The sequence below is a fragment of the Alterirhizorhabdus solaris genome (genome assembly GCF_007785815.1).
Classification (GTDB): Bacteria; Pseudomonadota; Alphaproteobacteria; order Sphingomonadales; family Sphingomonadaceae; genus Alterirhizorhabdus; species Alterirhizorhabdus solaris.
This window is the reverse complement of record NZ_VNIM01000007.1, coordinates 37,473-54,387: the sequence shown is the minus strand read 5'-3', so window position 1 is coordinate 54,387 and position 16,915 is coordinate 37,473. Positions and strand designations below refer to the sequence as shown.

Here is a 16,915-nt window from a genome sequence, read left to right as displayed (position 1 = left end):
TCGGCCTTGCAACAATCGATCGATTAATGCAATCGCTCTGTGGCATTATGTCGCGTTGTCGCTCACGGCTTGCGCGTTCATACGAAAGCCGCATGAAATGGCGGCGGTGATGCCGCAGCGGATCACCAGCGGCGGCGGATCACAAGGATGTGACTGTCCAGTAATGGCACAGGCGGAGGATGAAGGTGCAGAACGGGCCTGACGAAACTGCGGTCGCGGAATGGCGATCGAACTGGACGACCGTGCTCGTGGCGTCGCTCGGGATATCGCTCTCGACGGCGCATCTCTACTCGCAAGGCCTGTTCTTCGCCCCGCTGGAGCGGGAGTTCGGCTGGAGCCGGACGGTCATCACCACCGGCCCGTTCATCCTCAGCGTCGCGGCGGCGATCGGCATCTTCTTCGCGGGCCGGCTGGCCGACCGGCTCGGGCCGCGGCGCGTGGTGATCCCGGGGCTGCTGCTCTACGGTGCGGCCGTGGCGCTGCTGACGCTGACGAGCGGCCGCGAATGGCAGTGGTACGGCAACTGGCTGCTGATCGCGCTCGCCTTCCCGCTCGTCACTGCCTCGGTATGGACGGCCGCGATCGTCAGCCGGTTCAAGGCCTCGCGCGGGCTGGCGCTGGCCGTCGCGCTGGCCGGAACGGGCCTCAGTTCCAGTCTCACCCCGCTGGTGGTGGAGGCGACCATCGAGAATTACGGGTGGCGTCCGGCGTTCGGCATCATCCCGTTCTTCGCCGTGGCGATCGTGCTGCCGCTGGCGCTTCTGCTGTTCGATCGTCGAAAATCGCGCGATCCGATGACGGACGGGCCGGCGGCGCCGAAGCGCGTGCCGCTTTCGGCGGCCGATCTGCGGACGGCCGTCGTGTCGCCGGCGTTCCTCTACCTGCTGGCCGCCTCAATGGTCTTCGCCTTCTCGGTGCTGGCGCTGATGGCCCATTTCGTGCCGTTCGTCACGGGCAAGGGGCTGGACCGCGCCTCGGCGGCGGCGGCGGTGAGCGCGGTCGGGCTCTGCTCCATCGCGGGCCGGCTGACCACCGGCTTCCTGCTCGACCGGTTCAGCAGCACGGCGGTCGCGGCGGTGGCCTTCGCCATCCCGCTCGTCGCCCTGCTCGGCCTGTTCCATTACGACGGCAGCTTCATCCACGCGCTGCTGATCGCGATCGTGCTGGGGGCCTCGCTCGGCGCGGAGGTGGACATCATCGCCTTCCTCACCGCCCGCTATCTGGGGGTGAGGAACTATTCCGCCTTCCTCGGGCTGGTGCAGGGCTGCACCGCGCTGGCGGTCGGTTCGGGGCCGTTCGTCGGCAGCCTGATCTACGATTCGACCGGCAGCTATGACGGCCTGCTGTGGACCTGCGTGCCGCTGCTCGTCGCCGGCGTGGGCGCGATCCTGATGCTCGGCCGGCAGCCGAGCCTGGCGCTCGTGCTCGATCGCGTACCCGCGCCGACGCCGGTCGTGGCCTGAACGACCGCCCGCGCCGCCCCGGGCGGGCGCCTCGCGATTTGACAAGGCGGCGGCGATGCGGAATGCCCCGGGCAACGATCATTGCCGGAACGGCGGAACGGAGGACGGGGTGTCAGGCGAGAACGGTGCGCTCACGAGCGATGATCCCCGCTACGAGGAAATCTTCAACGTCGAGCGCGAATCGACTGCGGGCGGCCATGCGCTGATCGCCGATCCCTATCCGCTGTTCGCCGCCCTGCGCGAAAAGGGCGGGGTTTATCCGGGCGATCTGGAGGAGGCGCTGACCGGCATCTCCAACCCGTTCTTCGACAAGCAGCGGCCGCATTACACCACGCTCACCTTCGACGCCGGCAGCAAGGCGTTGCAGGACAACATGACCTATTCGTCGCTGCACTATCAGGAAATGCCGTCGGTGATGACGAGCATCGGCCATACCGTGCTGACGATGATCGGCAACGAGCATGCCCGCTACCGCTCCTCGATCCAGCCGATGCTCACGCGCCAGCAGGCGATGGGCTGGTGGCGCGAGAAGTGGATCGAACCGTTCGTCGACACCCTGCTCGACCAGATCGCCGGGGCGGGGTCGGCGGACCTTTCGCTGCAACTGTGCGCGCGCCTGCCGATGCACACCGTCACCGCCGCCTATGGCCTGTCCTCCGACGAGGCGCTAGAGTTCCGTGATGCGCTGGTAGGCAGCATGGCGGTCGAGGGCACGGACCATGCGGCGAACCATGCCAAGGTGCGCTCGGTGCTGCTCGCCGCGATCGGGGAACGGCGGCGGGAACGGCAGGACGACCTGATCTCGCGGCTGATCGATGCGCCGTTCACCGATGCGGAGGGCAAGGTCTCGCGCCTCAGCGACGACGACATCATCTCCTTCTCGCGGCTGCTGCTGCTGGCGGGCGGCGGCACCACCTACCGCCAGCTCGGCATCACGATCTTCGCGCTGCTTTCCAACCCGGAGCAGCTGGAGGCGTTGCGCGCCGACCGCACGCTGATGGAGCCGGCGATCCAGGAAGGCGTGCGCTGGAACTGCACCGATCCGATGTTCCACCGCCTGACCACGAAGGCCAGCGTGCTGGGCGGGGTGGAGATCCCTGAGGGCGCGATCATCGACGTGTGCCTGGGCGCGGGCAACCGTGATCCCCAGCGGTGGGAGGATCCCGACCGCTACGACCTGCACCGCCCGATGAAGCGGCACATCGGCTTTGCCGCCGGCCCGCATACCTGCCTCGGCCGGTTCGTCGCCGAGGCCGAGATGGACGCGGCGATCAACGCGCTGCTGGATCGCTTCCCCAAGCTCCGGTTCGATGACCGGGTGGAGCGGCCCAAGATCATCGGCGGGTTGCACGCGCGGGGCGTGAACCACCTGAAAGTACGATTCGATTGACCGGAGACCGACAGTGACCACCGAAGTTCAAGACGCGAGTGATCCCCGGGCGGCGCGCACATTCCCCCGGTTCGTTCGCGCCATCGCGGCGGCCTATGGCGATACGCCGGCCGTGACGCTGGCGGGGCAGACCCTGCCCGACGAGGCGATGAGCTTTGCCGGGCTGGAGTCCCAGTCGGCCGAGCTGGCGCGCGGGCTGATCGCGCGCGGGGCCGGCAAGGGAAGCCGCATCGGCTTCATCCACGGCAACGGGCCCGCCTTCGTGCGGGTGTTTGCGGCGATCGCGCGGATCGGTGCCGTGGCGGTGCCGATCAGCACGCTCATCAAGGCGGACGAACTGGTCCGCGTACTGCGCCAGTCCGACGTGCAGGGGCTGATCGTCCAGCGCTCGCTGCTAGGCCACGATTTCGTCGCACGCCTGTGCGATGCACTGCCCGAGCTTCGCGAGGCAACCGGCCCCGACCTGCGCATCGATCGCGCGCCGTACCTGCGCTGGATCGTCTCGTCGGGCGATGCGCTCCCCGCGACCATCCAGCCGATGAGCGCGCTGACCGATGCCGCCGCCAGCGTGAGCGATACGTTGCTCCAGGCCGTCGAGGCCGAGGTCCATCCGACCGACCAGATCGTCGAGATCTACACCTCGGGGTCGATGGCGCTGCCCAAGGGCGTCAGGCATCTTCACGGCCCGGTGCTGTTCCGCACCGCCTATCTCGCCGACATCACCGAGCGCACGCGCTACCCCCAGTTCCCGATCAGCCTGCCGCTGTTCTGGGTCGGTGGCCTCGGGCTGCTGCTGCTGCCGACCCTGGCGGTGGGCGGAACGTCGCTCTGCACCGAGGGCACCGCCACCAACAGCCTGTCGGCGATGGGCACCGTGCTGTCGGAGAAGGACCTCGAGCCGATGGCGCAGTCGCGCCCGTTCTGGGGGCTGGGGATGAGCGAGACGTTCGGTCCCTATTCCTATGGCGATGTGCTGCGGGCGCCCGGCCATCCGCTGTGCGCGCCGATCGACCATATCGCGGAAGGCTATGAGGTGCGGGTGGTCGATGCCGAGGGGCAGCCCGTGGCCGATGGCGGCACCGGCGAGATCCAGGTCCGCGGCGTCGCGCTGACGCCGGGGCTGCACAAGTTGGAGCGCGCCGATTACTTCACGCCCGACGGCTATTACCGTACCGGCGACCTGGGGCTGATCGAGGGCAACCGCATCCACTTCGTCGGGCGTGACGGCGACATGATTAAGGCCGCCGGCTCCAACGTGTCGCCCGCCGAGGTGGAGATGGAGATGCAGCAGCTGGAAGGCATCCACTCCGCCTACGTCATCGGCCTGCCCGATGCGGAGCGGGGGCAGTTCATCGTTGCCGCCGTGGTGCCGCGCGAGGGCGCCGTGCTCGATTTCGATCAGGTGCAGGCCACGCTGCGCAAGCGACTGTCCAGCTACAAGGTGCCGCGCGCCTATGTGGCGATCACGCGCGAGGAAGTGCCGATGCTGCCGAGCAACAAGGTGGCGCGCCGGCAGATCGCGGCCATGATGGCCAAGGCGCTCGACCGCCCGGCCTGACGGTAGCGCGACGGGGAAGAAAGCGACGGGCGGGGCCGCGATGGCCCCGCCCGTCCTGTTTCCACCGGGCCGGTTTCAGCCGAGGAAGTACTTGCCGCCGTCCACCACGATGGTCTGGCCGGTGATGAACCTGGCGCCGTCGCTTACCAGCAGCATCAGCGTGCCGGTCATGTCCTCCGGCTGGATCTGCGCGGCGATGAGCTGGGTGGCCTTGGCGCGCTGCTCGGCGGCATCGAGGTTGCCGCCCATGATCTCCGAGAAGCCTTCGGTCGCGGTGCCGCCCGGCGCGATCGCGTTGACGCGGATGTTGTCGCGCCCCAGCTCGCTTGCCGCACTCTTGGTCATGCCGATCACCGCCGCCTTGGACGAGGTGTAATCGAGCATCCCGGCCATGCCGAACGCCGAGATCGACGTCTGGTTGACGATCGCGCCGCCGCCGCGCTGGCGCATGAACGGCACCACCGCGCGCGTGCACAGCCACGGGCCGCGGATGTTGACCGCCATCGTGCGATCCCACCGCTCCACCGAGATGTCGCTCATGGGCCCGCCCTTCAGCGAGGCGAACATCGCGGCGTTGTTCACCAGGATGTCGATCCCGCCGAACTCGTCGGCGGTGGCCTGCGCCATCGCCTCGGTCGCCTCCAGATTGGCGACGTCGACCTTGCGGAAGGCGGCCTTCTGCCCCTTCGCCCGGATCGCCTCGACCGCCTTGGCGCCCTCGGCCTCGAGCAGGTCGGCGATCATGACCGCCGCCCCCGCGTCCGCCAGCGCCTCGGCATAGGCACGGCCGATGCCGCGCGACCCACCCGTTACGATCGCGACCTTGCCGGCAATGCTCATTCCATTCTCCTCGTCTTTGATGTGGTGCGGCGGCGCCGTGCCCGTCCGCTAGGCGTCCTTGGTGATTTCCCGGCCAAGCACGAAGACCGAGCTGGTGCGATCGATCACGGACGGGAACTTGGACGCTTTCTCCGCCAGCTCCTTCATTACCGCCTCGGCGCTCTCGCCCTCGACCTCGGTCACGTTGACATAGGGTTTGTCGATTCGGTTCTGCGCCTCGATCTTGAACCGCCGGACGGAGAGCGCGCCGTCGATCGACATGAGGTCGGCGGCGTGAACCTTGTTGTACCATTCGTTGTACGCGGCCTCGTCGCCTTCGCCGCTCGTCGGGCCGTTGATGGCGATCAACAGAAATCGTGGCATGGCATTCTCTCTCCCGTTCTGCGTTTCCGCCGTCACGACCTTGCCCGCCTTATTGCGCGCCGATCCTGATCCGGCATACGAATGACGCGAAAGCATTTCATTGTCCAACCGCTGCGTTCGTCTAAATGGCAGAGGGCGAGCCATCGGGAGAGGGAATCGATGCATCCACGCATACTGGCCGGGGAAAGCCCGGACAAAGCGGCGCTGATCCTGTCGGACAGCGGCGAGACTGTCACCTTCGCCGAAATGGAAGCGCGCGCCAATCGAGCGGCCCATGCCCTGCGCGCGCTCGGCCTGGCCAACGGCGACACGGTGGCGCTGATCTGCGACAACCGCGCCGAGTATCTCGATATCTACTGGACGGCGCAGCGGGCCGGGCTGATCCTGGTCCCCGTCTCCACCCGCCTGACGCCCGACGAGATTGCCTACATCGTGCGCGACAGCGAGACGAAGGTCGTGTTGATCGCCGCCGCCCTGGCGCAGACGGCGCACGGGCTTGAAGCGATCCGGGCGACCATGCCGACGTTGCGCGACATCGTCGCCATCGGCGCGATCGAGGGGCTGCCGCAATGGGCGGATCTCTGCGCGGGCCAGCCGTCCTCCCCGATCGGCGACGAGCGGATCGGCGGGCGGATGGGCTACTCCTCGGGTACCACCGGCCGCCCCAAGGGCATCCGCTATGCGCCGGTCGATGGCTCGCCGATCCAGCCCAATCCCGCCGCGCAATTGTTCGGCCGGCTCTACGGGATCGACGGCGATACCGTCTATCTCTCGCCCGCGCCGCTCTATCACCTCGCGCCGCTGGGCTTCACCACGGCGGTGCAGGCCCTCGGCGGCACGGTGGTGCTGATGCCCAAGTTCGATCCGGAGGCGTTCCTCGCCGCGATCGAGCGGTGGCGGGTCACGGCGGTGCAGGTGGTGCCGACGATGTTCATCCGCCTGCTGCGCCTGCCCGAGGCGGTGCGCGGGCGCTACGACCTGTCGTCGCTGAAGACGGTTATCCACGCCGCGGCACCGTGTCCGATTCCCATCAAGCGCGCGATGATCGACTGGCTCGGCCCGGTGATCGAGGAATTCTATGCCGGGTCGGAAGGCAACGGCCATGTCACGATCAGCAGCGAGGAGTGGCTGCGCAAGCCCGGCTCGGTCGGCCGCGCCGTCATCGGCCAGATCCATATCTGCGACGACGAGGGCAACGAGCTGCCGGTCGGCGAGACCGGCACGATCTATTTCGGCGGCGGGCGTTCGTTCGATTATCACAACGATCCGGTGAAGACGGCGGCCTCGCGCAATCCGCTGCGGCCCGAATGGTCGACGATGGGTGATGTCGGGCGGCTCGACAAGGACGGCTATCTCTATCTGTCCGACCGCAAGGACTTCATGATTATCTCCGGCGGGGTGAACATCTACCCGCAGGAGGTGGAGAACCTGCTCGTCACGCATCCGGCGGTGGTCGATGTCGCGGTGTTCGGGGTGCCCAACGCCGATTTCGGCGAGGAGGTGAAGGCGGTGGTCCAGCCCGCCGACTGGAACCGCGCCGGTGACGCGCTGGCGCAGGAGCTGATCGCATGGTGCCGCGCGCACCTTGCGGACGTGAAGTGCCCGCGCAGCATCGATTTCGATCCCGCGCTGCCCCGGGCGGAAACCGGCAAGCTCTACAAGAAGGACATCAAGGCGCGCTACTGGCCCGCCGGCTGAGACCGGCAACGTCATGCGCCGGCGGGCACCCGGTGCTTGTCGGGTGTGGCGATATCACGGATAGGCGATCGAACGGGCGGCAAGCGACGGTCCGCCAGGCTTGGGAGAGAAGCGCGATGAACGAAGGTCCAGCCGCGGAGCCTGTGCTCTACGAGAAGATCGGTCAGCATGTCGGGCTGGTCACGCTGAACCGGCCGGAGAAGCGCAACGCGGTCAACCCCGCGATGGCGACCGCGCTGGAGGCGATCGTCCGCAGCACCGAGGCGGATACCGATATCCGCGCCGTCATCCTCACCTCCAGCGACGACCGGGTGTTCTGCGCCGGCGCCGATCTCGGCGCGATCGCATCGGGCACGGGCAAGGGCATCGAGACCTCGGCGGGCGGCTTCGCCGGCTTCGTCTATGCCCAGCGGTGGAAGCCGTGGATCGCGGCGGTGGAGGGCATGGCGCTGGGCGGCGGTTGCGAACTCGCGCTCGCCTGCGAGATGATCGTCGCGTCGGAGGCGGCACGCTTCGGCTTGCCCGAGGTGAAGCGCGGGCTGCTCGCGGCGGCGGGCGGGGTGCACCGGATCGGGGCGGTCCTGCCGCGCAACATCGCCAACGAACTGATCGCCACCGGTGAGCCGCTGGACGCCGCCGGGGCGTTGCGTTGGGGCATGGTCAACCGGGTGACGCCACCGGGCGAAACCGTGGCGACGGCGCGGCTGCTCGCCGAGGCGATCGCCGCCAACGCGCCGCTGGCCGTGCAATATTCGCTACAGGCGGCACGCGCGAGTGCGGCGCAGCCCGACGGGGCGGGGCGCACGATCGTGGCCGAACGCTTCGCCGCACTGCGCGGAACCGAGGATTTCAAGGAAGGCCCGCGCGCCTTCGTCGAGAAGCGCGCGCCGACCTGGTCGGGGCGCTAGGCGCGCGACGCGGCCAAACCGGAGAATGACGATGCAGGAAAACGATCTGCCCGCCGCCGCGATCACGGACGCGCGGACCTTTACCGACGATGCCGCGCTGCACGGAATGCTTGCCCGGCTGCGACGGACCGATCCGATGCCGCGCGTCGATTCGGGCACCACCGCGCCGTTTTGGCTCGTCACCCGCCACGCCGACATCACCGCGATCGAACTGGACGCCAAGCGCTTCGTCAACGCGCCGCGCCAGGCCATGCTGCCGCTGGCCTACGAACAGCGCACCCGCGCGGCGACCGGCGGGAAGGGCTATCAGGACATGATGCGCAACCTCGTCGCCATGGATGGCAGCGAGCACCGCGTCTACCGGTCGATCAGCCAGTCGCACTTCCTGTCCAAGGCGCTGAACGTGATCCGCGGCGACATCGAGGGGCTGGCCACCGAGTTCGTCGACCGGATGGCGGCGCGGGGCGGGGCGTGCGATTTCTCGGCCGATATCGCGATGTGGTATCCGCTGCGCGTCATCATGACGATCCTCGGCGTGCCGCCCGAGGACGAGGCGCTGATGCTGCCGCTGACGCAGCAGACGCTGACCAGCCAGGATCCCGAGTTCCAGTCCGGCGACCCGGCCGGCGGCATGACGCCGATGATGCGGATGTTCGACTACTTCAAGCCGATCATCGCCGATCGCCGCGCCAACCCGCGCGACGACATCGCCAGCGTGATCGCCAACGCCAGCATCGACGGCGCGCATCTGGCCGATCGCGACGTGTTCGGCTATTTCCTGATCCTCGCCACGGCGGGGCACGATACGACCAGCTACAGCCTGGCCGGCGGGCTGCTCGCGCTGCTCCAGAACCCCGACCAGATGGCGAAGCTGCGTGCCGATCCGACGCTGGTGGGCAGCGCGGTGGACGAGATGATCCGCTGGTCCTCGCCGGTGCGTCACTTCTGCCGTACGGCAGCGGAGGATTGCGAGGTGGCCGGCAAGGCGGTGAAGGCGGGGGATTTCTTCCTGCTCTCCTATCCGTCGGCCAATCGCGACGAGGCGGTGTTCGACGATCCGTTCGCCTTCCGCATCGATCGCAAACCCAACCGCCATCTCGCCTTCGGCACCGGCCCGCACCTGTGCCTGGGCCAGCATCTGGCGCGGATGGAGCTGACCTCGTTCCTGCGCGAGTTCCTCGCCCGGATCGATCATGTCGAGCAGGCCGGCGAGCCGCGTTACGTGGAGGCCACCTTCGTCGGCGGCGTGAAGAACCTGCCGATCCGCTATCGCTTCAGGCAGGACGACCGCGCGGCGGCCTGAGCCACTGCGCGGCGCCGGCGGCCGGGGTCAGGACCCCGGTTCGCCGGTGCCGGCCGGGTCGGCGGGCGCATGGCGCGCGAGGAAATCGAACACGGCGGTGTTGAAGCTGTCGTTGGCGTCGCCCGCGACCATATGGTCGGCGCCGGCCACGTCCACCCACTCGGCCCCGGGCACCAGATCGAGAAAGGCGCGCGCGCCGGCCTCGCTCACCACGCGGCTTTTCCCGCCACGCAGCAGCAGGGTGGGCACGTGGATGTTGCGTGCTGCCGCCTCGAAGCGGGCGGGGTCGCGGGGCGGCTCGTCTGGCTGCGGGCGGATGAAGGCCGGGTCCCAGTGCCAGTGCAGCCGGCCGTCGTCGCGCAGGCGCAGGTTGCGCATCAGGCCCGAGGTATCCTTCGGCCGCTTGCGATGCGGCAGATAGGCGGACACGGCGTCCGCCGCCTCGTCCAGCGAGGCGAAGCCATTGGGCGCGCTCTTCATGAACGCGCCGATCTCGCCCGTGCCCTCGCTCTCGATGCGCGGGGCGATATCGACCAGCACCAGCCCGGCGATCGCCGGCGGCGGTTCGGCGGCGACCAGCAGCGCGGTGAACCCGCCGAGCGACGCGCCGACCAGCACCGGGGGCCGCCCCAGCGTCTCGATGATGCAGCGCGTATCCTCGGCGAAGCGGTCGATGCCGTAGCGGCCGTCCGGCGACCAGCCGCTCTCGCCATGCCCGCGCAGATCGATCGTGATGGCGTGATAGCCCCGGCGCGCGGCCTCCGCGATGGCGCGGCCCCAGCTCTGGCGGGTCTGACCGCCGCCGTGGAGGAAGATCAGGGGCACGCCCCCGGCCGGGCCGTCCGCATCGCCGACGATCGTCACGCCCGCCCCCCGGAACTCGATTCGCTGCATGCCGTCCCCTTTGCTCGTCCCTGCGCCCGCCTCGTCGCAGCTCTTATCCTAACGGGCGTTGCACTGACGGCGGCCCGGCTTCAATATGCCGTGAACGATCGCATAGACGGACAGGAGAGAAAATATGGCGCTGTACACCACGATCCACCTGCACAACGTGCCCGATGGCAAGGCCGACGCTTATGCCGCGTGGTTCGACGGACCGCACCGCGCCGCCCTCGCCGGCCTGCGCGGCCTCCGCATGGCCGATCGCTTCGAGGTGACGCCCGAGCAGATCAGCGGCCCCGACGCGCCGCAGCCGTGGCGCTACATGAGCGTCTATGAGTTCGACCTGCCCGATCCCAAGATCGACGTGCCCGCACTCGGCCCGCTGATCGCCGATGCGCGCGACGCCGGCCTGATCGAGGACGAGACGGAGCGGCTCTATACCTACCGCCTCTACAGCGACTGGAAGGGCAGCCCCAACTGGCAGCGCGACAAGCCGCTCTCGGGCATCAGCGTGATCCTCGCCAACTACACGATCGGTCGCTACAAGGAATATATGACGTGGTACGACGACGTGCACAGCGTCGAGGTGGCCAACGTGCCCGGCCATGTCGCGATGGTGCGCGGCGAGCTTTCCGACGTCCAGATCGAGCCGAAGCGCTACTGCCCGGGCGACCAGCTGGTGATGACCGCGCAGCAGACCGACGATCTGGCCTTCACCGTGCAGGATTTCGCCGCCCGCGCGCTTGGCCACTCGCCCAGCGGGATCGCGATGGAGCCACGGTCGAGCGCGGGGTCGCTCGCGCGGACGGTGCATTATTTCCGCAAGATCAGCGGCACCGAGTTCTGGCCGGGCGGCATCGCCTATGGCGGCGATCTCTCGGTCTATCCCGGCAGGGGCTGACGACCTCGTGGGGGCGGTACGCGCCGCCCCCCTTCCCCGAACAGCCCGGCGATCGCCGATCGCTGGCAGCCCCAAGGAACGTTCATGCTGACCCTGCACCACCTCGAAACCTCGCGTTCGTCCCGCATCATCTGGCTGCTCGAAGCATTGGGCATCGATTATGAGCTGGTCACGCACCAGCGCAACGAGCAGCGCCGGGCGCCGCCCGAACTGAAGGCGGTGCACCCGCTGGGCAAGGCGCCGACGATCGTCGACGGCGATCTGGTGCTCACCGAATCCGCCACGATCCTGCGCTATATCGCGACCCGCTACGGCGAGGGCCGTTTCATGCCGGCGCCCGGCACGACGGCGGCGGCCCTGCATGACGAGTGGCTGGATTATGCCGAAAGCTCGCTGATGATGCCGCTGATGTTCAACCTGATGGGCCGGATGGGCGGCGGCCTGCCCGATGCGCTGCAACGGTTCGCCGGGCCGGAACTGGACAAGGCGCTCGATTATATCGCCGCGGGCGTTGGCGAGGGGCGGTTCCTCATGGGCGACGACCTGACGCTGGCCGACATGCAGATGTCCTATTGCATGGCGATGGCGGAGGCGGGCGGTTTCCTTGCGCCTCGCCCGGCACTGGCGGCCTACTGGGAACGGCTGCAGGATCATCCCGGCTTCCGGCGCGCGGTGGAGGTCGGCGGGCCGTTGATGATGATCCCCGGCCGCTGAGATCGCGCGGCGCCCGGGTTGGTCGATCGACCGGCCCGGCGCTCTGCGCGCTCCACGCGATCAGCGCGGCGGCATGCGCTCGAAGGCGGGAACACCCTCCGGCACCTGGTGGAACGGCTGGCCGTCGACGAGGAAGATCGCCACCTGCGGCCCCTCGAACCGGGCCGGCTCGTCCAGCGTGCCGATCTTGAGCACCACGAACGGCAGGCCGGGCTTGCGGGTGACGAGGTGGGTGCCGCATGCGTCGCAGAACTCGCGGGTGACGGGATCGGGCAGGTCGGCGCGGGTGAAGCGGCGCGGCGCGCCCTGCGTGTAACCGAAGCCGTCGAGCGGCATCATCATGAAGTAGTTCGGCCCGCCGCCGGTGATATACTGGCATTCGCGACAGTGGCACTGCGCGCGCAGTGTGGGCGCGCCTTCCGCGCGATAGCGCACGGCACCGCAATAGCATCCGCCTGTCAGGCTCATGGCTGTTCTCCGGTCATGAAGGCGTCATCATCCCACGGCGGGATCATGCCGTGCCCGGCGGGCAGCGGCGGGAAGGCGGGCGGGCGCTGCGCCTGCCAGCTGCGCATGCCCTCGCGGAAATCATCGCCGGCAAAGGCATCCTGCAACAGCGCCTCGGCGGTCGCGTAGCTGGTGGGGAAATCGGTCGTCAGGTCGCGCAGGCACTGGCGCTTGATCGCCGCCATCGCCCCCGGCGAACACTGCGTGGCAAGTTGCCGCGCATAATCGGTCGCCTCGGCCAGCAGGTCCGCGGCGGGGACGACGCGGTTGACCAGCCCGATCCGCCCGGCCTCCTCGGCCCGCACCAGCCGTGCGGACAGCAGCAGGTCCATCGCGTTCCCCGTGCCGACGAGACGGGGCAGCAGCCAGCTCATGCCATATTCGGCGACGAGGCCGCGCCGGGCATAGGCGGTCGAGAATTTCGCGTCGTCCGAAGCAATGCGGATGTCGCAGCACAGCGCCTGTTGCATCCCGATGCCGAAGCAGGCGCCGTTCACCGCCGCGATCACCGGCTTGGGGCTTGCCAGCGGCAACCAGTAGGGGGTGGCCGCCAGCGGTGCCGCCGCGCCCTGCTCGGCGACCGCGCCCAGCCCGCCGGCATCGCCGCCCACCGAAAAGGCGCGGCCCGCGCCCGTCAGCACGACCGCGCGCACGGCCGGATCGCGTGTCGCGCCTTCCAGCGCGGCAGCGTAGGCGCGCGACAGCGCCGCCGTCCAGCCATTGCCGTGCGCCGGCCGGTTCAGCGTGATCGTCGCGACGCCCTGCGCCACGGCGAGCAGCACCGGCGGTTCGTCGGCCGCGTCGCCCATCAGCGCAGCACGACCGGGATGGCGGACATGCCGCGCTGTTCCAGCCCGCCGGTCAGTTGCTGCGGCGGTGCATCCGGATCGAGCCGCATCGCGGGGAAGCGATCGAGCAGGCCGTTGATCGCGACGCTCATCATCTGCCGCGCGACATGCTGGCCCAGGCACAGGTGCGGGCCGAGGCCGAAACCGAGATGCGCGCGCTTCCTGCGGAAGATGTCGAACCGGTCGGGATCGTCCCAGCGGGCGGGATCACGGTTGGCCGCCCCCAGGCACACGTCGACGCGCGAATTGGCCGGGATCGCCACGCCCTCCAGCTCGGTATCCTCCAGCACCAGCCGGGGGAATACCGGCCCGGTCGCGTTCCAGCGCATCGATTCCTCGATCGCATCGGCCACCAGCGCGCGATCGGCGAGGCAGGCTTCCCAGAAGCGGCGCTCCGCCAGCAGCGCATGGATGGCGATGCCGAGCTGCCGCCAGCTCGTGCCGCCGCCCGCCAGCAGCAGGTGGCGGGAAAAGCCGAGCACCTCGTCGTCGTCCAGCTTGCGCACGGTGCCGTCGGCGGTGCGGAAATCGGCGGCGAGCAACCCGGAGACGACATCCTCGCCGGGGGTCGCGCGCCGTGCCGCCACCAGTTCGCGCAGCATCCGCCCGGTCTCCGCCGCCGAGTGTCGTTTCTCCTCGGGCGAGGCGCCGTGGCTACCCATCGATTTCAGCAGGTGATCGCGAAAGGTGAGCGCATCCTCGCCGCGCAGGCCCACCCCGCGCGACACCACGTGCAGCGGCAGCCGCGCGCACAGCGTCATGTTCAGGTCGGTGCGGTCGAGGTGCCCGATCCGGTCCAGCAGCCCCTCGACCGTCTCGTCGATCCAGTTCGGCCGCCACCAGTTCATGCTCGCGGGCTTCAGGAACATCGACTGCGTGGCCGCGCGCAGCCGGCGGTGCTCGTCGCCGATCTTGTTGAGCAGGATCGAACCCATCTGCCGCATCCCCGCCATGTCGTTGTAGGCGTAGGAGGTGAACCGCTCGTTCTCGCGGAAGGCACGGTCGCACGCGGCGAAGGACAGCGCAGTGAAGGTGGGCAGCGGGTGCTCGTAGGGGGAGCGCACGTCCAGCCCGAGCAGGTCGCGCACGCCGCCCGCCAGCACCGGCCCCCGTGTCCGCAGCCCGTTCAGTGCCTCGGCCAGGTCGAACGGCACGCTGTTGCCCATCGCCCGCGCCTCGCTGGCGACGTCGAACAGGCGGTCGTAGCGTGCATCGTCCACGACGAGCGAGCCGTTCATCAGGTCATGTCCTCTCCAGGGGGGCGTCGGGCGCCGCACCGCATCCGTCGCAGGATCGCCGAGCCGTCCGGGCATGTCAAATGCGCCGGACCTCGTGCATTGTTACGGCATCGACCGCGATGGCGTGCTCGGCTAGGCCATCGCGCGATAAGAAAGAACGAGAGACCGATGACCGACATGATTTCGCCGAGGCCGGCCGCGCCGCCGAGGCAGCGCAACCGGCGCGGCGAGGGGGGGCGCCTGCGCGACGAGATCATCGCCGCCGCCATGCGGATCCTCGATACCGCGCCGGCGAGCGAACTGAGCCTGCGCATGATCGCGCGCGAGGTCGGGGTGGCGGCGCCCTCGGTCTATTCGCATTTCAAGGACGCCAGGGCGCTGATGGCCGAGATCGTGCGCGACTGCTGGGCGCAACTGGGCGGCGAGATGTCCGAGGCGGCGGCGCAGTGCACGGCGGGCGCGCTGGCGACGCTGAAGGTGCAGATGGCCGCCTATGTCCGCTACGCGATGGAGCGGCCGTCGCGCTACCAGCTGCTGTTCGCGTTGCAGCCGCTGGAGACGGAGGCGCTGCGCGACCTGCCCGGACTGATCCAGCCGGCCTATCGCAACGTGTCCGACTCGATCGAGCGGTTCGCGGCGGAAGGGCATGTCCTGCCGACCGTCGACGTGGTCGATGCCACGCTGCTCACGCTGGCGATGGCGCACGGCCGGATCGCGCTGGCGCATACCGCGCCGCACCGCGCCGGCAACGCCACGGCCGGGGTCGAGCAGTTCGTGCTGGACATGCTGGACCGGATTTTCCGGGTCTGACCGGCATGGACCGGACATCCGTTCTTGCACGGACGCATACCCTAAGCTAACACCCGTTAGCGCAGCCCCCGGCGGGTTGTTCGATCAATTGCGTGGGCCAAGAGGCCCGGCAGACAGGAGACGGGATGACGACGGGCAGACTGGCTGGCAAGGTTGCCATCATCACCGGGGCGAGCACCGGCACCGGCGCGGTTATGGGCAAGCAGTTCGTCGAGGCGGGCGCACGCGTGCTCCTCGTCGCGCGACGCGAGGCCGAAGTGCAGGAAGTGGCGCGCCAGATCGGCGAAGGCGCGATCGGCATGCGCGTGGACATCACGAGCGAGGAGGACATCGCCGCGATGGCCGACCGTGCGCTCGATGCGTTCGGCCAGATCGACATCCTGCTCAACAACGCGATCATCCCCGGCAAGGATCTGCACGTCTGGGACCAGACGCTGGAGAACTGGAATTCCGTGTTCGCCGTCGCGATCACCGGCCCGATGCTGGCCGCGCGCGAAGTGCTGCAGAAGTCGATGCTGGAGCGCAAGACCGGCTCGATCGTCAACTTCTCGTCCACCGCCGGCTGGACCGGCATGCCACGCAAGTCGCACTATGTGGCCTCCAAGGCCGGCCTGCGCGCGCTGACCAAGGTGATCGCGACCGAAGCCGGGCCGTACGGCGTGCGCTGCAACTGCCTCGTTCCCGGCGGCATCGAAACCGACCTGTGGAAGAACTGGGGCATCCGCATGGCCGGCGAACAGGGCATCACCTTCGAGGAATGGAAGAAGAAGGCCCTGTCCGACGTGCCGCTGCAGACGATCTCGCAGCCCGAGGACATCGGCAATCTCGCCCTGTTCCTCGCCAGCGACGAAAGCCGCACCATCACCGGCCAGTCGATCAATTGCGACGCCGGTTCGATCATGATCGGCTGAGGCCGCAGGGAGCGTTCACATGACTGATACTGCACTTTCCGCCATCGAGGCGCGCCTGCGCAAGCTCGAGGACCAGACCGCGATCTATCAGGTGATCTGCGGCTACGGTTACGCCGTGGACGGCCTGAACGGCGATGCCGTCGGCTCCTGCTATACCAAGGATGGCGTCTATGCCGTCGGCGATATCGGCAGCATGGACGGTCGCGACACGATCGTCGCGATCACCAAGGACCCGGGCCACCTGGCCTATGTCGGTGCCGGCTGCGCGCATATCTCGACGCTGCCGCATGTGGTGATCGAGGGCGACGAGGCTGTCGCGACCTGCCACACGATGGTGGCGATGCACGGCGACGACGGCTTCTTCATCGGCCGCCTGAGCGCATCGCGCATCCAGCTTGCCCGTCAGGACGACGGCAGCTGGAAGATCTACCATCGGCAGAACTACATGCTCGACGGCAACCCGGCCGGCCCGGCGCTGCTGGCGCGGCTCAAGGAAGGCCCGAAGGCCGCCTGACCGGCGCTCTCCGGCTTCCTGCCACGGAGCAGGCGAACGCCCGGGCCGGAAGGTCCGGGCGTTTTCG

General features: G+C 68.8%; 17 protein-coding genes. 11 read left to right on the top strand and 6 right to left on the bottom strand.

Annotation, left to right across the window (positions count from 1 at the left end):
* Positions 1-185 precede the first annotated feature (185 nt).
* From FOY91_RS03365 to FOY91_RS03355, 3 genes are read left to right on the top strand one after another with little or no spacing between them, the layout of a single operon-like run.
* On the top strand, positions 186-1,463 hold the full coding sequence (locus FOY91_RS03365; RefSeq protein ID WP_162527110.1) for an MFS transporter: 1,278 nt from the start codon (positions 186-188) through the stop codon (positions 1,461-1,463).
* Positions 1,464-1,518: 55 nt separating this feature from the next.
* Entirely contained in the window at positions 1,519-2,853 is a 1,335-nt protein-coding gene (locus FOY91_RS03360) for a cytochrome P450 (RefSeq protein WP_145148129.1), read from the top strand.
* A 13-nt stretch (positions 2,854-2,866) separates the two neighbouring features.
* Positions 2,867-4,411, top strand: a complete 1,545-nt coding sequence (locus tag FOY91_RS03355) for a class I adenylate-forming enzyme family protein (protein ID WP_145148126.1) — start codon at positions 2,867-2,869, stop codon at positions 4,409-4,411.
* Positions 4,412-4,486: 75 nt separating this feature from the next.
* Here the strand turns inward: FOY91_RS03355 and FOY91_RS03350 are convergent, their stop codons facing one another.
* Positions 4,487-5,251 (bottom strand): SDR family NAD(P)-dependent oxidoreductase, encoded by a 765-nt coding sequence (locus FOY91_RS03350; protein ID WP_145148124.1) that lies wholly within the window; start codon positions 5,249-5,251, stop codon positions 4,487-4,489.
* 48 nt (positions 5,252-5,299) lie between these two features.
* Positions 5,300-5,650, bottom strand: a complete 351-nt coding sequence (locus FOY91_RS03345; protein ID WP_145148122.1) for a hypothetical protein — start codon at positions 5,648-5,650, stop codon at positions 5,300-5,302.
* 123 nt (positions 5,651-5,773) lie between these two features.
* Here FOY91_RS03345 and FOY91_RS03340 point away from each other — a divergent pair, with 123 nt between their 5' ends.
* The 3 genes from FOY91_RS03340 (at position 5,774) to FOY91_RS03330 (ending at position 9,523) form a co-directional block, all read left to right on the top strand.
* Positions 5,774-7,312: an acyl-CoA synthetase gene (locus FOY91_RS03340; RefSeq protein ID WP_145148120.1), complete on the top strand. Its 1,539-nt coding sequence runs from the start codon at positions 5,774-5,776 to the stop codon at positions 7,310-7,312.
* A 116-nt stretch (positions 7,313-7,428) separates the two neighbouring features.
* On the top strand, positions 7,429-8,220 hold the full coding sequence (locus FOY91_RS03335; protein WP_145148118.1) for an enoyl-CoA hydratase-related protein: 792 nt from the start codon (positions 7,429-7,431) through the stop codon (positions 8,218-8,220).
* Between the two features lie 31 nt (positions 8,221-8,251).
* Positions 8,252-9,523, top strand: a complete 1,272-nt coding sequence (locus FOY91_RS03330) for a cytochrome P450 (protein WP_238995213.1) — start codon at positions 8,252-8,254, stop codon at positions 9,521-9,523.
* Positions 9,524-9,550: 27 nt separating this feature from the next.
* Here FOY91_RS03330 and FOY91_RS03325 read toward each other — a convergent pair whose 3' ends face one another.
* Positions 9,551-10,417 carry an alpha/beta fold hydrolase gene (locus FOY91_RS03325; RefSeq protein WP_145148114.1) on the bottom strand — a complete coding sequence of 289 codons (867 nt, stop codon included), beginning with the start codon at positions 10,415-10,417 and terminating at the stop codon, positions 9,551-9,553.
* A gap of 124 nt (positions 10,418-10,541) precedes the next feature.
* Between FOY91_RS03325 and FOY91_RS03320 the strand changes: the two genes are divergently transcribed.
* Both FOY91_RS03320 and FOY91_RS03315 read left to right on the top strand, forming a co-directional pair.
* The gene (locus tag FOY91_RS03320; RefSeq protein ID WP_145148112.1) at positions 10,542-11,306 is read left to right on the top strand and encodes a hypothetical protein; all 765 of its coding nucleotides are present in this window, start codon (positions 10,542-10,544) and stop codon (positions 11,304-11,306) included.
* Positions 11,307-11,390: 84 nt separating this feature from the next.
* Positions 11,391-12,020 (top strand): glutathione S-transferase family protein, encoded by a 630-nt coding sequence (locus FOY91_RS03315; protein ID WP_145148110.1) that lies wholly within the window; start codon positions 11,391-11,393, stop codon positions 12,018-12,020.
* A 60-nt stretch (positions 12,021-12,080) separates the two neighbouring features.
* Here the strand turns inward: FOY91_RS03315 and FOY91_RS03310 are convergent, their stop codons facing one another.
* From FOY91_RS03310 to FOY91_RS03300, 3 genes are read right to left on the bottom strand one after another with little or no spacing between them, the layout of a single operon-like run.
* The gene (locus FOY91_RS03310) at positions 12,081-12,488 is read right to left on the bottom strand and encodes a GFA family protein (RefSeq protein ID WP_145148108.1); all 408 of its coding nucleotides are present in this window, start codon (positions 12,486-12,488) and stop codon (positions 12,081-12,083) included.
* Positions 12,485-13,336, bottom strand: a complete 852-nt coding sequence (locus FOY91_RS03305; RefSeq protein ID WP_145148106.1) for an enoyl-CoA hydratase-related protein — start codon at positions 13,334-13,336, stop codon at positions 12,485-12,487. Before FOY91_RS03305 ends, FOY91_RS03310 begins: the two co-directional genes overlap by 4 nt.
* Positions 13,336-14,613, bottom strand: coding sequence for a cytochrome P450 (locus tag FOY91_RS03300; RefSeq protein ID WP_145148104.1), 1,278 nt, complete (start codon positions 14,611-14,613; stop codon positions 13,336-13,338). Before FOY91_RS03300 ends, FOY91_RS03305 begins: the two co-directional genes overlap by 1 nt.
* A gap of 168 nt (positions 14,614-14,781) precedes the next feature.
* Here FOY91_RS03300 and FOY91_RS03295 point away from each other — a divergent pair, with 168 nt between their 5' ends.
* The 3 genes from FOY91_RS03295 (at position 14,782) to FOY91_RS03285 (ending at position 16,848) form a co-directional block, all read left to right on the top strand.
* Positions 14,782-15,423, top strand: a complete 642-nt coding sequence (locus FOY91_RS03295; protein WP_162527109.1) for a TetR/AcrR family transcriptional regulator — start codon at positions 14,782-14,784, stop codon at positions 15,421-15,423.
* Between the two features lie 125 nt (positions 15,424-15,548).
* Positions 15,549-16,334, top strand: coding sequence for an SDR family NAD(P)-dependent oxidoreductase (locus FOY91_RS03290; RefSeq protein ID WP_145148100.1), 786 nt, complete (start codon positions 15,549-15,551; stop codon positions 16,332-16,334).
* A 19-nt stretch (positions 16,335-16,353) separates the two neighbouring features.
* Complete coding sequence (locus FOY91_RS03285) at positions 16,354-16,848, top strand: nuclear transport factor 2 family protein (RefSeq protein ID WP_145148098.1); 495 nt, start codon at positions 16,354-16,356, stop codon at positions 16,846-16,848.
* The last annotated feature ends 67 nt before the right edge of the window (positions 16,849-16,915 follow it).